This is a genomic window from Nocardia otitidiscaviarum NBRC 14405, from assembly GCF_000308635.1.
GTDB lineage: Bacteria > Actinomycetota > Actinomycetes > Mycobacteriales > Mycobacteriaceae > Nocardia > Nocardia otitidiscaviarum.
This window is the reverse complement of record NZ_BAGD01000097.1, coordinates 138,376-153,609: the sequence shown is the minus strand read 5'-3', so window position 1 is coordinate 153,609 and position 15,234 is coordinate 138,376. Positions and strand designations below refer to the sequence as shown.

The following is a 15,234-nucleotide window of genomic DNA, read 5'->3' as shown; positions in this document are numbered from 1 at the left end:
AATGCGCAAACTGACCTACTACGTCGCGTCGACCATCGACGGGTTCATTGCCACCGAGGACGGCTCGGTCGATTTCTTCCCCGTGGGCGGTGACCACGGTTCGGCGATCGCCGCGCACTATCCGGAGACATTGCCGACCAAGGTGCGGGAGGCGCTGGGCATCGACAAGTCCGGCACCACCTTCGACACCGTCGTAATGGGCCGCAAGACACATGATTTCGGCGTCCGGACGGGCACCTCGAGCCCGTACGCGCATCTGCGCCAGTTCGTGGTGTCGGGTGCGCTGCCGGAGAGTCCGGACCCGGATGTGGAGCTCATCTCCGCGGATCCGCTGGGCCGGGTGCGAGAGCTCAAGCGGGAGAAGGGACTCGGCATCTGGCTGTGCGGCGGTGGGGAACTCGCCCAGGCGTTGCTGCCGGAGATCGACCAGATCTTCCTGAAGCTGTACCCGATCGTGCTGGGGCGGGGCCGTCCGCTGTTCGGTTCCAGCGCACGGCTTCCCGACGCGGCCCGCTTCCGGGTGCTGACCAGCCGCGTGTTCGAGGACGGCGTGGCGTTCCTCAAGTACAGCCGGATTCGCTAGCGCACCAGGGCGATATCGCCCCGGTGCGGATATATCAGAGAATCGCGACGGCGACCACGAGGCCGAGCGACAGGTGGGCGGCGGCCACTATCCAGGCGGCCGCCGTGTAGTCGGTGTTCTTCAGCATCGCACCGATGTCGATGCCGACCGCCAACTCCAGCAGCCGTACCGAAACCACCTGCGCCACAATGCCGACCAAGCCGTACACGCCGGCGGTGACGAGGCCGTCGGAGAGCTTGCCCGCCGAGGCGTAGATCGCCAGCACCACGATGAGCGCCATGCTGATCATCCCGCTGGCGCTCACCAGCACCGCATTGGGCCGCCCCTCGGCGACCATGGCGCGCAGCGGGCCCGGGGTGGTCAGATCCACGGCGAGGAAGCCGAGCACCATGAGCACCAGGCCGAGTACGGCGTAGCAGAGGATGGCCCCCACGCCACGGCCGAGCGTGCTCGCTTCCAGCGCGAGTGTGGCTGTCATCGATGTCCTCCAGTTAGGGGGTTGGTCAAAGCTTGCGCACCGACGGGCTCGGTCACCGGTGCGGTCACTGCGGAATCCGGTGCGGTACGAAGGCCGCCCCATCATCGGTGATGAGCCCGGCGGTTTCCCGGATGCCGAGGCCGGCCGAGGTGTCGCCGACGATCCAGGCGCCCAGCACCGGCCGCATACCGTCGAATTCCGGCAGCGGGTCCAGCAACTGGTACACGAAGCCCTCCGCGCCGTAGACGCCGCCGGTGGCGGTTTCCAGGCCCGCGCCGACGATGGTCATATTCGCGCCCTCGCGGCCGAGTTTCGGCTTGCGGATGTATTCGGTGAGTTCGTGCGGGTCGTCGAGGTAGGTGGGCAGCAGATTCGGGTGTCCGGGGTACATCTCCCACAGCACCGCGAGAATGGCCTTGTTGGACAGCAACGTCTTCCACAGCGGTTCCAGCCACATGGTCTGCGGCAGGGAGCCCACCACGCGCTGCCCGAAGTCGTCGTCGAGCACCCACTCCCACGGGTAGAGCTTGAAGACGGAACCGATGGGCGCTTCCGCCAGATCGACGAAGCGCTCCAGTTCGGTGTCCCAGCCGACCTCTTCGATGGGCAGTGCGATGGTGTCGAATCCGGCCTCGGCGGCCGTCTCCTGCATGTACGCGGTGGTGACATTGTCCTCACCGGTGGCGTCGGCGCTGGACCAGGTGAAGTGCAGTTCGCCGCCGGGCAGGGCGTCACGCAGTTCGCCCCAGCGCTCGACGAGCTTCTCGTGCAAGGAGTTCCACTGGTCGTCGTCGGGATGGGTGTCGGTGAGCCAGTGCCACTGCACGATCGCCGCCTCCAGCAGCGAGGTGGGCGTATCGGCGTTGTACTCCAACAGTTTCGCCGGACCGCGACCGTCGTAGCGCAGGTCGAAGCGGCCGTAGACGTGCGGGTCGGCACGCTTCCAGGAATTGGCGATGGGTTCCCAACTCCACTGCGGCAGACCGAAATCGGCGAACCGCTCGGTGAGCACGACCTGTTCGACGGCGTGCAGGCACATGGTGTGCAGCACCTCGACCTGCGCCTCGAGGGCCAGGATCTCGTCCATGTCGAAGGTGTAGTGCACGGACTCGTCCCAGTACGGGCGGGGCTGCCCGCTGGCGTCGCGCCCCGGGGAGCCGTATACCAGCCCCTGCGCCGCGGTGATGTCCTTCCAGCCCGGGCGCGGGGTGCCGCGCAGTCGCCGCATTACGACCCGCCGCCGATCCGGGTGCCCAGCCCGCCGCGCTGAATGGTGGTGCCGCTCTTGGTCTTGATCTCCGCACCCTTGGGCTTCACGGTGGTGCCGCCCGACGGCGCTTTGCCGATGGTGTTCGTGCCGCCGTAGTAGTAGCGGTATTGGTTGCCCGCGAGAATGAAGACGCCGGTGCTGTTGCCGCCGCTGGAACGGGAGGCTTCCTCGCAGTACCGGTCGGGGACCACGATCTCCTCGTTGTTCCTGGTGGCGGTGTAGGTCTCGCCGTTGTTGCCGACGACGACCGTCTCGCCCTTGTCGACGATGACGGTGCAGTAGGCGGTGATATCGGGTCCGGTGAGCGCGCTGTAGGCGAGGTAGCCGCCGCCGACCAGGCCAGCCACGCCCACCACGGCGACACCGCCGATGAGCAGCTTCTTGCGCTTCTTCTGCTTGGCCGCCTCGGCATCGGCCGCGGCCCGGGCCTGCTCCTCGGCTCGCCGCCGGGCCTTCTCGCGCGCCCGCGCCTCGGCCACCGTGGGCGGGCGCGGCTGGGTGACTCCGGGTTCCTGGCGCTGCATGCTGCCGCGCGGCGGGGTCGGCAGGGCGACGGGGCGGTCGTCGTCGGCGGGGTTCGGTGGTCCGCCGGGATGTTCGTCAGTCACCGCTCGACTCCCTGGCCACCCCGCGCACTACCGCTCCTCGAATCCGTTCATTCCGCCCTGTGCGGCGCCCCAGTCTTCCACAACGAGATCGACTCGGCCAGGTGTGTCACCGGCGCGCAGCAGCGCCAGAAGTGTCTCACAATGCTGGCGCGGCCCCTCGGCGATCACGTGCACCCGGCCGTCGCGGTGGTTGCGGGCGTAACCGGTGAGCCCGAGCTCGAGCGCCCGCGACCGCGTCCACCACCGGAAGCCCACCCCCTGGACGAGTCCGTGCACCCAGGCGCTGAGCCGGACGGGGTCGGCGCTCATTCGTCGATGGTGAAGGACAGGTTGACCACGGTGCCCGCCTTCAGGGTGCGGCCCACGGTGCACACCTTGTCGATGGCGCGCTGCGCGGCGACCAGCAGCCGCTGCCGGGACTCCTCGTCGAGTTCGCTCATATCCAGTTCGAAGGATTCGTTCAGCTCGGGGTAGAGCTCGTTCTCGCGGTCGGCGTCGCCGGAGACGCGCACGGTGGCGTCGAAGTTGTCGCCGAGACGGCGCGACAGGGTGAAGTCGGCGCTGAGTCCGGTGCAGCCCGCCAGCGCGATCTTCAGCAGTTCACCGGGCGTGAACGCGCCGGGTACGCCCTGGGAGGCGATGAGCACCTCGCCGCCGCGGTTGTTGCGGCCGGTGTAGGCGCGGGTGCCGGTGCGCTCCACCCACAGTTCGACCGGTTCGGCGGCCAGGGTGGGAGCGGCGGTCTGCGGTGCGGCGGTCTGTTCGGACATGACACGATCCTCCCATTGCTCGGTGGCGGGCCCGGCGGGACCCGTCCGGATATGCCGAACGTCGATCGGGTCGGCCGCATTCCGCCGCACCGGTCGGCTCAGTCCCGCCAGCCGCTGGCGTCGAGCACGGTGTCCCAGGTGAACGGCACCAGTTCCGGATGCCGCAGCCGCAGGATCTCGCCCGGCAGACTGCCCGGCGGGGCCTTGCGCGGATTCGCGATCACCTGTTTCGCGATGGACTCGGTGAGGGCGCGGGTGCCGCCGAGGCGCGGGTAGGCGGCGTGCACGGCGTCGGCCAGGCCCGGCGGCAGATCATTCGGGCCGCCGCCCACGTCGATGCCGATACCGCTGACCGAGATCCAGATCTCGGCCGGGCGGCGGCGACGGTAGACGGGCGACGAACTCAGTCCCGTGGTGTGCGCGGCGATGGCGTCCCAGATGATGTCGACGCGCTCATCGGTGACGCCGTGGCCTTCCAGCCACTGCGCCGCGTAGTCCGCGCCGTCCATCTCGAATCGCTGTGTGCCATTGGCGCGTTCGGCCAGCCCGATATCGTGCAGGACGCAGATGAGGAACAAGGTCTCCTCGTCGTAGTCCCGGCCGGGGGTGAGTCCCTGGGCGGCGGCGAGCGCCCGGCCGAAGAAGAAGCCGCGCAGGCTGTGGTGGCACAGATGTGGCTCCAGCGCCTCGAACATCAGCTGGTTGGCGGCCTCGGCCAGCGGGGTCGCGGGGAGGGCGAGTGACATGAGCTACTCCTATTCCGCGCCGGGGCGCACGATCATGAGGACGACCACGACCGTCCACAGCAGGTTGTAGATTCCGGCGAGCATGCCGAGGGTGCGCAGGCGCTTCCCGTCGTCCGGGGCGTCGAGGGCCTGGCGCTGCATGGGGTGGATGACGACGGCGAGCAGGCCGCCCGCGGTGAAGGTGAGGGCCATGGCGAGGGTTATCCAGATCTCGCTCATCCGGCCCTGCACGGTGGCCAGGATGATGCCGACGATCGGCACGCTGAGGGCCAGTAGCGCGTAGGTGCCGGTGATCCGATGAAAAGCCTTGGCGACGGCAGGGTTTCGTTCGGGCGCGGGTGGTCCGGCCGCGGTGGCGGCGACGGGTGCGTAGCGCGGGAACAGGCTCGCGGCGACGGCCGAGCCGCCGACGAAGATGATTCCGGCCAGCACGTGTATCGACAGCAGTGCCTTCTGCATGGCATCACTCCAACCTTCAGGGTGGCTGAAGCGTAGCAGTAGGCTTCAGTTAGGCTGAAGGTTGTGGGAAACGTCACCGCGAGCGGGGAAAGTGGTTGTCAGGAACCGCTTCCGGCCCGGAAGGCCGCCATCACCGCCTCGCCGATCCGGCGGCGGTCGGGGTCCGCCTCGGCTCCGAACAGGCGCTCGTCCACCTCGTCGACCACCTGCTGGGCCGCGCGCAGCAGGCGTCTGCCCTTCGCGGTGAGTTCGATGGTCGACGCCGATCCGGCGCGGGCGGTGCGATCGCGCACCAGTCCCGCGGCGACCATGGATTTCACCGCGGTGTGCACGCTCTGCACGCTGATGCCGCCCATGCGCGCCAACTCGCTGAACGACGCCCCTGGAATGGCGGCGATATGGCCGAGGACCGCCAAGCGGGCGACGGTGAGGCTCAGTGGGGCCAGTGCCGCGCCGAGTTCGGCCTCGATGCGATGCGCCAAGGTCAGCACGATGATCGAGGTGCTGGCGGGTGGCGGTTCGGGTGGGCCGTGCTGGGTGGTCACCGGGATATTTTCGCGCACGCTCCGGTGCGGGGGTGGTTGCCGGGGCGCGCTGGCAGGTCGCGATAGCTTTCAGTCTGGTTGAAGGTTGGCCCATGCGCGGTTACGCTGCGATCCCATGGACGAATCTACTACTGCACGTAGTAATTCTGGCGGCTCCGGCCGTTTGTCGCGGCGCACGCTCTTCGGCTCGGCACTCACGGCGGCGGGTGCGGCGAGCGCCGGGATCGTGGCGGGTCGGGTGAGCGCGCCGGAGCGCTCGCCGGACCTATCCGTCGAACCGTTCCACGGGCCGCATCAGGCCGGCATCGAGACCGTCGTACAGTCGCACGCGCTCTTCCTGGCCTGCGATGTCGCGCGCCCGGATCGTGGGGTGTTGCGCGAGCTGCTGGCCGCCTGTACGGAGACCGCGGTCGCGCTCACCGCGGGTGAGCGGGTGCCGGATACCGCCGACACCGATCCGGGCTTCAGCAATCACACCGATTTCGCCAGTGGGCTCGATCCCGCCCGCCTGACCGTGACCTTCGGCCTCGGCCCGTCGCTCTTCGACGACCGTTTCGGTCTGGCCGACCGCCGCCCCGAACACCTCCGGCAGCTGCCCGAATTTCCCGGCGACGCACTGAATCCCGCCTGGTGCGGCGGCGACGTCCTGGTGCAGATCTGCGCCGACGACGCCCAGGTGGTGAGCCATGCCTTCCGGTCGCTGCGGGCGCGGCTGCCTGGTCTGGGACGGATGCGCTGGACCCAGCACGGCTTCCTGAGCCGCCCGAAGGACGGCGGCACCCCGCGAAATATGTTCGGCCACAAGGACGGCACCGCCAACCCCCGCCCCGGCACCCCGGAGTTCGCGCGCACGGTCCGGGTGGACGGCTCCGCCGAACCCGCGTGGTTCCACGGCGGCAGCTATCTGGTGTTCCGCAAGATCCGCATGAAGACCGCCGACTGGGACATGCTGCCGCTGGCCGAACAGGACCGCATCGTGGGACGTCGGCGCGGTGACGGCGCGCCGCTCGGCGGCACCGGGGAATTCGATCCGGTGGACCTCGACGCCCGCTCCGCCGACGGCGAGCTGATCATCCCGGCCGACTCCCATATCCGCCTGGTCCACGACATCCCGATGTTCCGCCGCGGCTACAACTACGACTACGGCACCCTCGTCGCGAACGCGGGCGGCGAACCGGAACCGGTCGCTCCGCACAGTCACCCCGCGGGCACCGATCCGAACCACACTCACGGCGGGCACGGCTCCCTGGATGCGGGACTGCTGTTCGTGGCCTACATGAACAACCCACCGGCACAGTTCATCCGGGCGCAGCGAGCACTCGCCGCATCCGATCGGATGAACGCGGTCATCCAGCACACCGGTAGCGCCCTCTTCGCCGTGCCGCCCGGCGTGGCACCCGGTGCGCCGATCGCCGCCGGGCTGGGCTTGGACTAGCTCGCCAGCGACGAAACCAGTTCGGGTGTCAGCTCTTTCAGTCCGTCGGCGACGTAGGCGGCCAGCCCCAGGGCGTCCGCGGCCGGTGGGTAGCGCGGGTGCGGCACGGCGATCACCGTGAGACCGGCGGCGTGCGCCGAGCGCAGGCCGTTGCTGGAATCCTCGATGGCCGCACCGGATTCGGGGGTGATGCCGAGCCGGGCTACCGCCGCCAGATAGCCGTCCGGGGCGGGCTTGCCGCGCGAGACCTCCTCGGTGGAGACGGTGGCCCGGAACAGCCGGGTCACCCCCATGTGGTCGAGGGCGACGTCGATGAGCCGTCGCGGCGACGAACTGGCCAGGCCGAGGGTGAAATGCTCGCCCATGCCGCGCACCGTCTCCACCGCATGCGGCATGAGCGGCAGGTGGTCGGCGTAGCGGTCGCTCATGCGGTCGATGACGTCCCCGGCCACCTGTTCGGGCGTGCGCCGCCCGTCCAGCAGGTCGGTGCTCAGGTATTCGGCCCACTCGGCGGTGCTCATGCCCATGAGCCGGTCCTGGGTGTCGGACAGCCAGCGGCCGCCCAGCTCGTCGATATAGCCGCGCCGGACCTCCTCCCAGATGGGCTCGGTGTCGAGCAGTACGCCGTCCATGTCGAACACGATCGCCTGGAATGACATGGCCCCATCGTGCGCCATCCCGGGCTCACGCCTGGAACCGGTACCCCATGCCCGCCTCGGTCAGCAGATGTTTGGGCTGCGACGGGTCGTCCTCGAGTTTGCGCCGCAGCTGCGCGAGATAGACCCGCAGATAATGGGTTTCGGTCGCGTACGAGGGACCCCACACCTCGCGCAGCAGCTCCCGCCGCCCCACCAGCTTGCCGCGATTGCGCACCAGCATCTCCAGCATTCCCCACTCGGTGGGGGTGAGATGCACATCCTTGCCGTGCCGGGTCACCTTCTTCATGGCCAGATCGACCGTGAAGGAGGCGGTTTCCACCACCGGCTCGGCATTGTCACCGGAGGTCGCGGCCCGGCGCACGGCCGCGCGCAGCCGGGCCAGCAGTTCGTCCATGCCGAACGGTTTGGTGACGTAGTCGTCCGCGCCCGCGTCCAGCGCCTCCACCTTGTCGGAGGAATCCGTGCGCGCCGACAGCACGATCACGGGCGCGGTGGACCAGCCGCGCAGCCCGCCGAGCACCTCGATGCCGTCCATATCCGGCAACCCCAGATCCAGCACCACCACGTCGGGATGTTTCTCCGCGGCCGCGCGCAGCGCGGCCGCCCCGTTCGCGGCGGTGATCACCTCGTAGCCGCGCACCGACAGGTTGATGCGCAGCGCCCGCAGAATCTGCGGTTCGTCGTCGACCACGAGGACCTTGGTCGGCGCAGTCGCCGATGTCGTCACCCGATCTCCTGTTCTGTAGCCGTACCTGCCGGGGATTCCGTCTCGGTGGAGTCTTCGGAGTCACCACCACCCGCGGGTAGGTCGATCACCATTGTCAGTCCGCCGCCCGGGGTCGGTTCGGCGTGCACGGTGCCGCCCATGGCGTCCACGAAACCGCGCACCACCGACAGTCCCAGCCCCACGCCGGTGGAATTGTCCCGGTCGCCGAGCCGCTGGAACGGTTCGAACAGCTGGTCCTCCAGCCCGGTGGGCACGCCCGGCCCGGTATCGACCACGGTGAGCGACACCCGGTCACCGGTCTGCTCGGCGGTCACCCGCACGGGCGCGTCGGCGGGGGAGTACCGCACCGCATTGTCGATCAGATTCGCCAGCACCCGTTCCAACAGCCCGCTGTCGGCGCGGACCGAGACACTGTCGACCGCCACCCGCACCCGGTCGCGGGCGGTCCGCCGCAGACCCCGGGTGCCCATGCCGAGCAGCGCCCGGTGCACCACCTCATCCAGGTATACCCGCCGCATCCGCGGTCGCACGACACCCACCATGAGCCGCGACGAATCCAGCAGATTGCCGACCAGCGCGGTGAGCTGATCCACGGATTCCTCGATGGTCTCCAGCAGTTCGGCGGTGTCCTCGGGGGAGAACTCCACATCGTCGCTGCGCAGACTCGACACCGACGCCTTGGCGGCGGCCAGGGGGGTGCGCAGATCGTGGCTCACCGCCGACAGCAGCGCGCGACGCAGCTTGTCGGCCGCCAGCAGCGCCTGTGCGGCGCTGGCCTCCTCCCGCAGCTGTCGTTGATTCACCAGTCCGGCGGCCTGATTCGCGACCGCGCCGAGTACCAGCCGGTCGGCGGAGGCGAGGCGGCGGCCCGAGAGCAGCAATCGGTGCGTTTTGTCATCGGCCTCGATGGCGGCGTCGGCGTCGTCCACGCGCTGGGGGGCGTGCTCGCCGACAGCGGCGACCACCTCGGTGTCGGTGACGAAGCTGACCGCTCTGAGGTTGTAGGTCTCCCGCGCCCGCTCCAGCAGATCCCGCAGGTTCGCGCCGTGCAGGATCGCCCCGGCGAACAGGGTGAGCAGCTCGGCCTGCCGGGAAGCCCGGCGCGCTTCCCTGGTGCGTTCGGCCGCCACGTCCACCAGCGCCGCCACCGCCACCGCTACCAGCAGCAACACCACGATGGTGAGGGCGTTGTCGATCTCGGCGATCGTCCAGCTGTAGCGGGGGTCGGTGAAGAACCAGTTCAGCAGCAGTCCCGACAGCAGCGCCGACAGTGTCGCGGGTGCCACGCCGCCGAGCAGTGAGACCGCGATGACACCGATGAAGAACAAGGCGCTCTCGCCACCGAGATCCATGAACTGATCCAGCCAGAGCGCGCTCACCGCGCAGATGAGCCACGGCACCCCGACCGCGGCCAGCCAGGAGGTGAGTGTGCGCTCCCGGGGTGCGAGCGGCCGCCACCGGAACCCACGGTGGGATTCCTCGTGGGTCACCATGTGGACGTCGATTTTTCCGGACCGCTGCACCACGGTCGCTCCGATGCCCTCGTCCAGCATGCGCGCCCAGCGCGAGCGCCGGGACGTGCCCAGCACCAGTTGGGTCGCATTGACCTGGCGGGCGAAGTCCAGCAGGGCCGTGGGCACGTCGTCGCCGGTGACGGTGTGCAGCGACGCGCCGAGACCGGTGGCCAGGTCGCGCAGTCGTCGCAACCGCTGGGTCGAGACCCCCGCCAGGCCGTCGCCGCGCACCACGTGCACGACGATGAGTTCGGCACTGGATTTGGCGGCGATACGGCTCGCCCGTCGCACGATGGTTTCCGACTCCGGTCCGCCGGTCACGGCGACCACGACGCGTTCGCGCGCTTCCCAGGTGGCCGTGATCCGGTGGTCCTCCCGATACTTGGCGAGCGCCGCGTCGACCTGATCGGCCAGCCACAGCAGCGCCAACTCGCGTAGTGCGGTCAGGTTTCCGGGCCGGAAGTAGTTCCGCAGCGCGGCATCCACCTTGTCGGCCGCATACACATTCCCGTGGGACAGTCTGCGCCGCAGCGCTTCCGGGGTGATGTCCACCAGCTCCACCTGGTCGGCTCCGCGAACCACCCAGTCCGGCACGGTTTCTCGCTGCACCACTCCGGTGATCTGCTCGACCACATCGTTGAGGCTCTCCAGGTGTTGCACATTGACCGTGGAGATCACATCGATTCCGGCGTCGAGCAGTTCGTGTACGTCCTGCCAACGCTTCTCGTGCTCACTGCCCGGCACGTTGGTGTGCGCCAGCTCATCCACCAGCACCACCGCCGGGGCTCGCCGCAGCACCGCCGCCACATCGAGCTCCGGCAACGTGGTGCCCCGGTACTCGACCAGCCGGGGCGGTACCCGCTCGATCCCCGCCAGCAGTTCGGCGGTCTTGTCGCGCCCGTGCGTCTCGACCACGGCCGCGACCACATCGCGCCCCCGCTCGAGCCGCCGATGCGCCTCCGCCAGCATCGAATACGTCTTGCCGACCCCCGGGGCCGCCCCCAGGTAAATCCGCAGTTGCCCGCGTTTCACTGCCTCATCATCGCGCGCGAGTCACGGCGCGGGACACGCGCCACCCGCACGCGCCGCGTCGCCGTGGCTCCGGCCAGGACACGCAGGCACAGGGCCGCGGTGAGGAAGCCGAAGACCACCAGCAGGGTGCACGCCATTTCGGGCACTGACTTCTCCTTGTGTAGGTGCGCGGGTCTCGCGCGTTCGGATCTCACACTGTTTACCGCCGCGAATATCGATCGGCCGGAGATTAGCGGTTTCTTGACGGGAAGTGCGGGTGCGTTGACGAATTTCGACGACACGCCGGGGGTTTGCTGTTAGCGATTCGTCAGGGCGGCGGCCCGGGGCGCTAAGGATCCGTCAAGAGTCTCGAAATCGGCCCGACTGGGCGCTTGACTCACTGCGGCGCGGCTTCGGCCCGCTCATGAGTAGAGAGAGGTTCTTCAGGATGTCCATCGTGGTGTTCACCGTGCTGACCGTGGCGGTCTTCGCCCTGCTCGGCCTGATCCAGCGGGGAGTGGAGCGGCTGTGACCCAGAACGTCGTCGGTCTGGTCCTGGCCTTCGGCATCGCCGTCTATCTCATTGCGGCGCTGTTGTTTCCGGAGAGGTTCTGAGTGAGCACGACTACAGCGGGGATCGTCTTCCTGGCATCCCTCGTCATCGCGCTGGCCCTCGTCCATGTGCCGCTGGGCGACTACATGTACCGGGTGTACAGCGCCACCGGGCACTCGCGCGTCGAGCGGGGCGTCTACCGGCTGATAGGGGTGAAACCCGGCGTCGAGCACACCTGGGGCGTGTACGCCCGCAGCGTGCTGGCCTTCTCCGCGGTGAGCGTCCTGCTGCTGTTCTTCCTCCAGCTCGCGCAGGGCAGGCTGCCGCTGCACCTGAACGAGCAGGGCACCGAGGTGACGGCGGCGCTGGCGTGGAATACCGCCGTCAGCTTCGTCACCAATACCAACTGGCAGAACTACGGCGGTGAATCCACCTACGGACATGTGGTGCAGATGTCCGGACTGGCGGTGCAGAACTTCGTCTCCGCCGCCGTGGGCATGTCGGTGGCCATGGCCGTGGTGCGCGGATTCGCCCGCCGGCACACCGGCGAGCTGGGCAACTTCTGGGTGGATCTGGTGAGGGGAACCATCCGGATTCTGCTGCCTATCTCGTTCGTGGCGGCGCTGGTCCTGGTGATCGGCGGAGCCGTGCAGAACTTCCACGTGCACGACCAGGTGGCGAATACCGTTGCGGGAGGGCGGCAGACGCTGCCCGGCGGCCCGGTCGCCAGCCAGGAGGCCATCAAGAACCTGGGCACCAATGGCGGCGGCTTCTACAACGTCAACTCGGCCCACCCCTTCGAGAATCCGACGACCTGGACCAACTGGGTGGAGATCTTCCTGCTGCTGGTGATCAGCTTCTCGCTGCCGCGCACCTTCGGGCGCATGGTCGGCAGCCGGAAGCAGGGCCTCGCCATCGCGGGCGTCATGAGCACCATCGCCATGGTCAGCTGGTCGCTGACGCTGTTCTTCCAGCTGCGACACCACGGTACGGTGCCATCGGCCGTCGGCGCGTCCCTGGAGGGCGTGGAACAGCGCTTCGGCGTGGCGAATTCGGCCGTGTTCGCGGCATCGACCACATTGACCTCGACCGGGTCGGTGGACTCCTTCCACGACTCCTACACCAGCCTCGGCGGTCTCATGCTGCTGTTCAACATGCAGCTCGGCGAGGTCGCGCCCGGCGGTGTCGGCTCGGGCCTGTACGGCATGCTGGTGCTCGCGGTGATCACGGTGTTCGTGGCCGGACTCATGGTCGGGCGGACACCGGAATACCTGGGGAAGAAGATCACGCCGCGCGAGATCAAGCTGGCCGCGGCCTATTTCCTGGTCACCCCGTTGCTCGTGCTCGTCGGCACGGGAACGGCGATGACCATGTCGGGCCAACGCGAGCGTATGGCGAATACCGGACCGCACGGGCTGTCGGAGGTGCTGTACGCCTTCACCTCCGCGGCCAACAACAACGGTTCGGCCTTCGCCGGACTGAGCGGCAATACCGCATGGTTCAACACCGCCCTCGGCCTGGCGATGGCCTTCGGTCGCTTCCTGCCCATGATTCTCGTTCTCGCACTGGCCGGTTCGCTGGCCCGGCAGGGCCACACCCCGGAGTCGATCGGCACGCTCCCGACCCATCGGCCGCAGTTCGTCGGCATGGTCGTCGGCGTGACCGTCATCCTGGTCGCCCTGACCTTCCTGCCCGCGCTGGCGCTCGGGCCGCTCGCCGAAGGAATCCACTGACATGACTGCTCCTACCATCGAACACACCTCGGCCGAGCAGCCGAGCAGGGGGCGGGCGCGGCGCGGGCTGTTCGACGCCGAGCTACTGCTGAAGTCGTTGCCGGACGCCTTCCGCAAGCTGGATCCGCGCACCCTGTGGCGCAATCCCGTCATGCTGATCGTCGAGATCGGCGCGGTCTGGGCCACCGTGCTGGCGCTGACCGAACCCTCCTTCTTCGGCTGGGCCATCGTCGGGTGGCTCTGGGCCACGGTGCTTTTCGCCAATCTGGCCGAGGCCGTCGCCGAAGGGCGCGGCAAGGCGCAGGCCGATACGCTGCGCCGGGCCAAGACCGATACCGTGGCCCGGCGGCTGGTCGACTGGTCGCCCGGGGCGCGGGTCGTGGAGGAGCGGGTGGCCGCTCCCGAACTCCAGCGCGGTGACCACGTGGTGGTCGAGGCCGGTCAGGTGATTCCCGGTGACGGGGATGTGGTGGAAGGCATCGCATCGGTGGACGAATCGGCCATCACCGGGGAATCCGCGCCGGTGATCCGGGAATCCGGTGGCGACCGCTCGGCGGTGACCGGCGGCACCACGGTGCTGTCCGACCGCATCGTGGTGCGGATCACCCAGGAGCCCGGCGGCTCGTTCATCGACAAGATGATCGCGCTGGTCGAGGGCGCGAGTCGGCAGAGGACGCCGAACGAGATCGCGCTGAACATCCTGCTCGCCGCGCTGACCGTCATCTTCGTCTTCGCGGTGGTGACGTTGCAGCCGTTGGCGATCTACGCCAAGGCCGACAATCCGGGTGTGCCCGACAGCCTGGCGTTGAACGGCGACGGCGTCACCGGCATCGTCCTGGTGTCGCTGCTGGTGTGCCTGATTCCCACCACCATCGGTGCGCTGCTGTCTGCCATCGGCATCGCGGGAATGGATCGGCTCGTGCAGCGCAATGTGCTCGCCATGTCGGGTCGTGCCGTCGAGGCGGCCGGGGATGTGAACACGCTGCTGCTGGACAAGACCGGCACCATTACGCTGGGCAATCGGCAGGCGTCGGGATTCGTCCCGATGCCGGGCGTGACACCCGACGAGATGGCCGACGCCGCACAGCTTTCCAGCCTCGCCGACGAGACGCCCGAGGGCCGCTCCATCGTGGTGTACGCGAAACAGGCGTACGGCAAGCGGGAGCGCACACCCGGCGAGTTGACCGGCGCGCACTGGGTGGAGTTCACGGCGCAGACCCGCATGTCGGGCGTGGACCTGCACGACGGCCATCGGCTGCGCAAGGGCGCGGCCAGCGCCGTCACCGAGTGGGTGCGTTCGCACGGCGGCGCGGTGCCGAACGAGGTCGGCGCGACGGTCGACGGCATCTCGGCCTCCGGCGGAACGCCGCTGGTGGTCGCGGAGCACGTGGACGGAGAGGCGCGGCTGCTCGGCGTGATCCACCTCAAGGACGTCGTGAAGCAGGGTATGCGCGAGCGCTTCGACGAGATGCGCCGCATGGGCATCCGCACCGTCATGATCACCGGCGACAACCCCTTGACCGCCAAGGCCATCGCCGAGGAGGCGGGTGTGGACGATTTCCTCGCCGAGGCCACCCCCGAGGACAAGCTCGCGCTCATCAAATCCGAGCAGGCCGGTGGCCGCCTGGTCGCCATGACCGGTGACGGCACCAATGACGCGCCCGCCCTGGCCCAGGCCGATGTGGGCGTCGCCATGAACACCGGCACCTCCGCGGCCAAGGAGGCCGGGAACATGGTCGATCTGGATTCGGATCCGACCAAGCTCATCGAGATCGTGGAGATCGGCAAACAGTTGCTCATCACCCGCGGTGCGCTCACCACGTTCTCCATCGCCAATGACATCGCCAAGTACTTCGCCATCATTCCGGCGCTGTTCGTGGTGCTGTACCCCGGCCTGGACGCGCTGAACATCATGCGCCTGGCCAGCCCGCAGTCGGCGATCCTGTCCGCGGTCGTGTTCAACGCCGTCGTCATCGTGGCGTTGATCCCGCTGGCGCTCCGAGGTGTGGCCTATCGACCGGCCGCGGCGTCGAAGCTGTTGAGCCGCAACCTCGCGGTGTACGGCGTCGGCGGCATCATCGCGCCGTTCCTCGGCATCAAACTCATCGACCTCGTGGTCCGATACCTCCCCGGGATGTCCTGA

General features: G+C 68.7%; 18 protein-coding genes. 6 read left to right on the top strand and 12 right to left on the bottom strand.

The window, feature by feature from the left end; translation table 11 throughout:
• Position 1 precedes the first annotated feature (1 nt).
• A complete protein-coding gene (locus ON31_RS21435; RefSeq protein ID WP_029930077.1) occupies positions 2-583 on the top strand; it encodes a dihydrofolate reductase family protein in 582 nt (193 codons plus the stop codon).
• Between the two features lie 34 nt (positions 584-617).
• Here ON31_RS21435 and ON31_RS21430 read toward each other — a convergent pair whose 3' ends face one another.
• From ON31_RS21430 to ON31_RS21395, 8 genes are all read right to left on the bottom strand, one after another.
• On the bottom strand, positions 618-1,061 hold the full coding sequence (locus ON31_RS21430; RefSeq protein ID WP_039816144.1) for a DUF350 domain-containing protein: 444 nt from the start codon (positions 1,059-1,061) through the stop codon (positions 618-620).
• A gap of 64 nt (positions 1,062-1,125) precedes the next feature.
• Positions 1,126-2,289, bottom strand: a complete 1,164-nt coding sequence (locus ON31_RS21425; protein ID WP_039816142.1) for a glutathionylspermidine synthase family protein — start codon at positions 2,287-2,289, stop codon at positions 1,126-1,128.
• Positions 2,289-2,939: a hypothetical protein gene (locus ON31_RS21420; RefSeq protein ID WP_255222194.1), complete on the bottom strand. Its 651-nt coding sequence runs from the start codon at positions 2,937-2,939 to the stop codon at positions 2,289-2,291. Before ON31_RS21420 ends, ON31_RS21425 begins: the two co-directional genes overlap by 1 nt.
• A 27-nt stretch (positions 2,940-2,966) precedes the next feature.
• Positions 2,967-3,248: an acylphosphatase gene (locus tag ON31_RS21415; protein WP_039816141.1), complete on the bottom strand. Its 282-nt coding sequence runs from the start codon at positions 3,246-3,248 to the stop codon at positions 2,967-2,969.
• Complete coding sequence (locus tag ON31_RS21410; protein ID WP_039816362.1) at positions 3,245-3,709, bottom strand: OsmC family protein; 465 nt, start codon at positions 3,707-3,709, stop codon at positions 3,245-3,247. Before ON31_RS21410 ends, ON31_RS21415 begins: the two co-directional genes overlap by 4 nt.
• 98 nt (positions 3,710-3,807) lie before the next feature.
• A complete protein-coding gene (locus ON31_RS21405; protein ID WP_039816139.1) occupies positions 3,808-4,455 on the bottom strand; it encodes an HD domain-containing protein in 648 nt (215 codons plus the stop codon).
• Between the two features lie 9 nt (positions 4,456-4,464).
• Positions 4,465-4,914, bottom strand: coding sequence for a membrane protein (locus ON31_RS21400; protein ID WP_039816137.1), 450 nt, complete (start codon positions 4,912-4,914; stop codon positions 4,465-4,467).
• A gap of 98 nt (positions 4,915-5,012) precedes the next feature.
• Positions 5,013-5,459, bottom strand: a complete 447-nt coding sequence (locus tag ON31_RS21395) for a MarR family winged helix-turn-helix transcriptional regulator (RefSeq protein ID WP_029930069.1) — start codon at positions 5,457-5,459, stop codon at positions 5,013-5,015.
• 115 nt (positions 5,460-5,574) lie between these two features.
• Between ON31_RS21395 and ON31_RS21390 the strand changes: the two genes are divergently transcribed.
• Positions 5,575-6,894 (top strand): Dyp-type peroxidase, encoded by a 1,320-nt coding sequence (locus ON31_RS21390; RefSeq protein WP_051037565.1) that lies wholly within the window; start codon positions 5,575-5,577, stop codon positions 6,892-6,894.
• Here the strand turns inward: ON31_RS21390 and ON31_RS21385 are convergent.
• Genes ON31_RS21385 through ON31_RS36855 form a run of 4 tightly spaced genes read right to left on the bottom strand, consistent with a single transcriptional unit; the run spans position 6,891 to position 10,972 of the window.
• The gene (locus ON31_RS21385) at positions 6,891-7,553 is read right to left on the bottom strand and encodes an HAD family hydrolase (protein WP_172544798.1); all 663 of its coding nucleotides are present in this window, start codon (positions 7,551-7,553) and stop codon (positions 6,891-6,893) included. The genes ON31_RS21390 and ON31_RS21385 overlap by 4 nt on opposite strands.
• A gap of 25 nt (positions 7,554-7,578) precedes the next feature.
• A complete protein-coding gene (locus ON31_RS21380; protein ID WP_029930066.1) occupies positions 7,579-8,280 on the bottom strand; it encodes a response regulator in 702 nt (233 codons plus the stop codon).
• Positions 8,277-10,826 carry an ATP-binding protein gene (locus tag ON31_RS21375; protein WP_051037564.1) on the bottom strand — a complete coding sequence of 850 codons (2,550 nt, stop codon included), beginning with the start codon at positions 10,824-10,826 and terminating at the stop codon, positions 8,277-8,279. The genes ON31_RS21380 and ON31_RS21375 overlap by 4 nt, the downstream gene beginning before the upstream one ends.
• The gene (locus ON31_RS36855; protein ID WP_157533743.1) at positions 10,823-10,972 is read right to left on the bottom strand and encodes a hypothetical protein; all 150 of its coding nucleotides are present in this window, start codon (positions 10,970-10,972) and stop codon (positions 10,823-10,825) included. The genes ON31_RS21375 and ON31_RS36855 overlap by 4 nt, the downstream gene beginning before the upstream one ends.
• Before the next feature lie 257 nt (positions 10,973-11,229).
• On the opposite strand from ON31_RS36855, the gene ON31_RS36305 reads away from it, so the two are divergent.
• From ON31_RS36305 to kdpB, 4 genes are read left to right on the top strand one after another with little or no spacing between them, the layout of a single operon-like run.
• Positions 11,230-11,337 carry a potassium-transporting ATPase gene (locus ON31_RS36305; protein ID WP_115061542.1) on the top strand — a complete coding sequence of 36 codons (108 nt, stop codon included), beginning with the start codon at positions 11,230-11,232 and terminating at the stop codon, positions 11,335-11,337.
• Entirely contained in the window at positions 11,334-11,420 is an 87-nt protein-coding gene (gene kdpF, locus ON31_RS36300) for a K(+)-transporting ATPase subunit F (protein WP_085996459.1), read from the top strand. The genes ON31_RS36305 and kdpF overlap by 4 nt, the downstream gene beginning before the upstream one ends.
• On the top strand, positions 11,421-13,091 hold the full coding sequence (kdpA, locus tag ON31_RS21365; protein WP_039816133.1) for a potassium-transporting ATPase subunit KdpA: 1,671 nt from the start codon (positions 11,421-11,423) through the stop codon (positions 13,089-13,091).
• Position 13,092: 1 nt separating this feature from the next.
• Positions 13,093-15,234, top strand: a complete 2,142-nt coding sequence (gene kdpB, locus ON31_RS21360; protein WP_039816131.1) for a potassium-transporting ATPase subunit KdpB — start codon at positions 13,093-13,095, stop codon at positions 15,232-15,234.

Bases quoted from the DNA above. Each gene is read 5' to 3' on its own strand.
- ON31_RS21435 (WP_029930077.1), top strand. From the start codon at position 2: ATGCGCAAACTGACCTACTACGTCGCGTCGACCATCGACGGGTTCATT.
- ON31_RS21430 (WP_039816144.1), bottom strand. From the start codon at position 1,061: ATGACAGCCACACTCGCGCTGGAAGCGAGCACGCTCGGCCGTGGCGTG.
- ON31_RS21425 (WP_039816142.1), bottom strand. From the start codon at position 2,289: ATGCGGCGACTGCGCGGCACCCCGCGCCCGGGCTGGAAGGACATCACC.
- ON31_RS21415 (WP_039816141.1), bottom strand. From the start codon at position 3,248: ATGAGCGCCGACCCCGTCCGGCTCAGCGCCTGGGTGCACGGACTCGTC.
- ON31_RS21410 (WP_039816362.1), bottom strand. From the start codon at position 3,709: ATGTCCGAACAGACCGCCGCACCGCAGACCGCCGCTCCCACCCTGGCC.
- ON31_RS21405 (WP_039816139.1), bottom strand. From the start codon at position 4,455: ATGTCACTCGCCCTCCCCGCGACCCCGCTGGCCGAGGCCGCCAACCAG.
- ON31_RS21400 (WP_039816137.1), bottom strand. From the start codon at position 4,914: ATGCAGAAGGCACTGCTGTCGATACACGTGCTGGCCGGAATCATCTTC.
- ON31_RS21390 (WP_051037565.1), top strand. From the start codon at position 5,575: ATGGACGAATCTACTACTGCACGTAGTAATTCTGGCGGCTCCGGCCGT.
- ON31_RS21385 (WP_172544798.1), bottom strand. From the start codon at position 7,553: ATGTCATTCCAGGCGATCGTGTTCGACATGGACGGCGTACTGCTCGAC.
- ON31_RS36305 (WP_115061542.1), top strand. From the start codon at position 11,230: ATGAGTAGAGAGAGGTTCTTCAGGATGTCCATCGTGGTGTTCACCGTG.
- kdpB (WP_039816131.1), top strand. From the start codon at position 13,093: ATGACTGCTCCTACCATCGAACACACCTCGGCCGAGCAGCCGAGCAGG.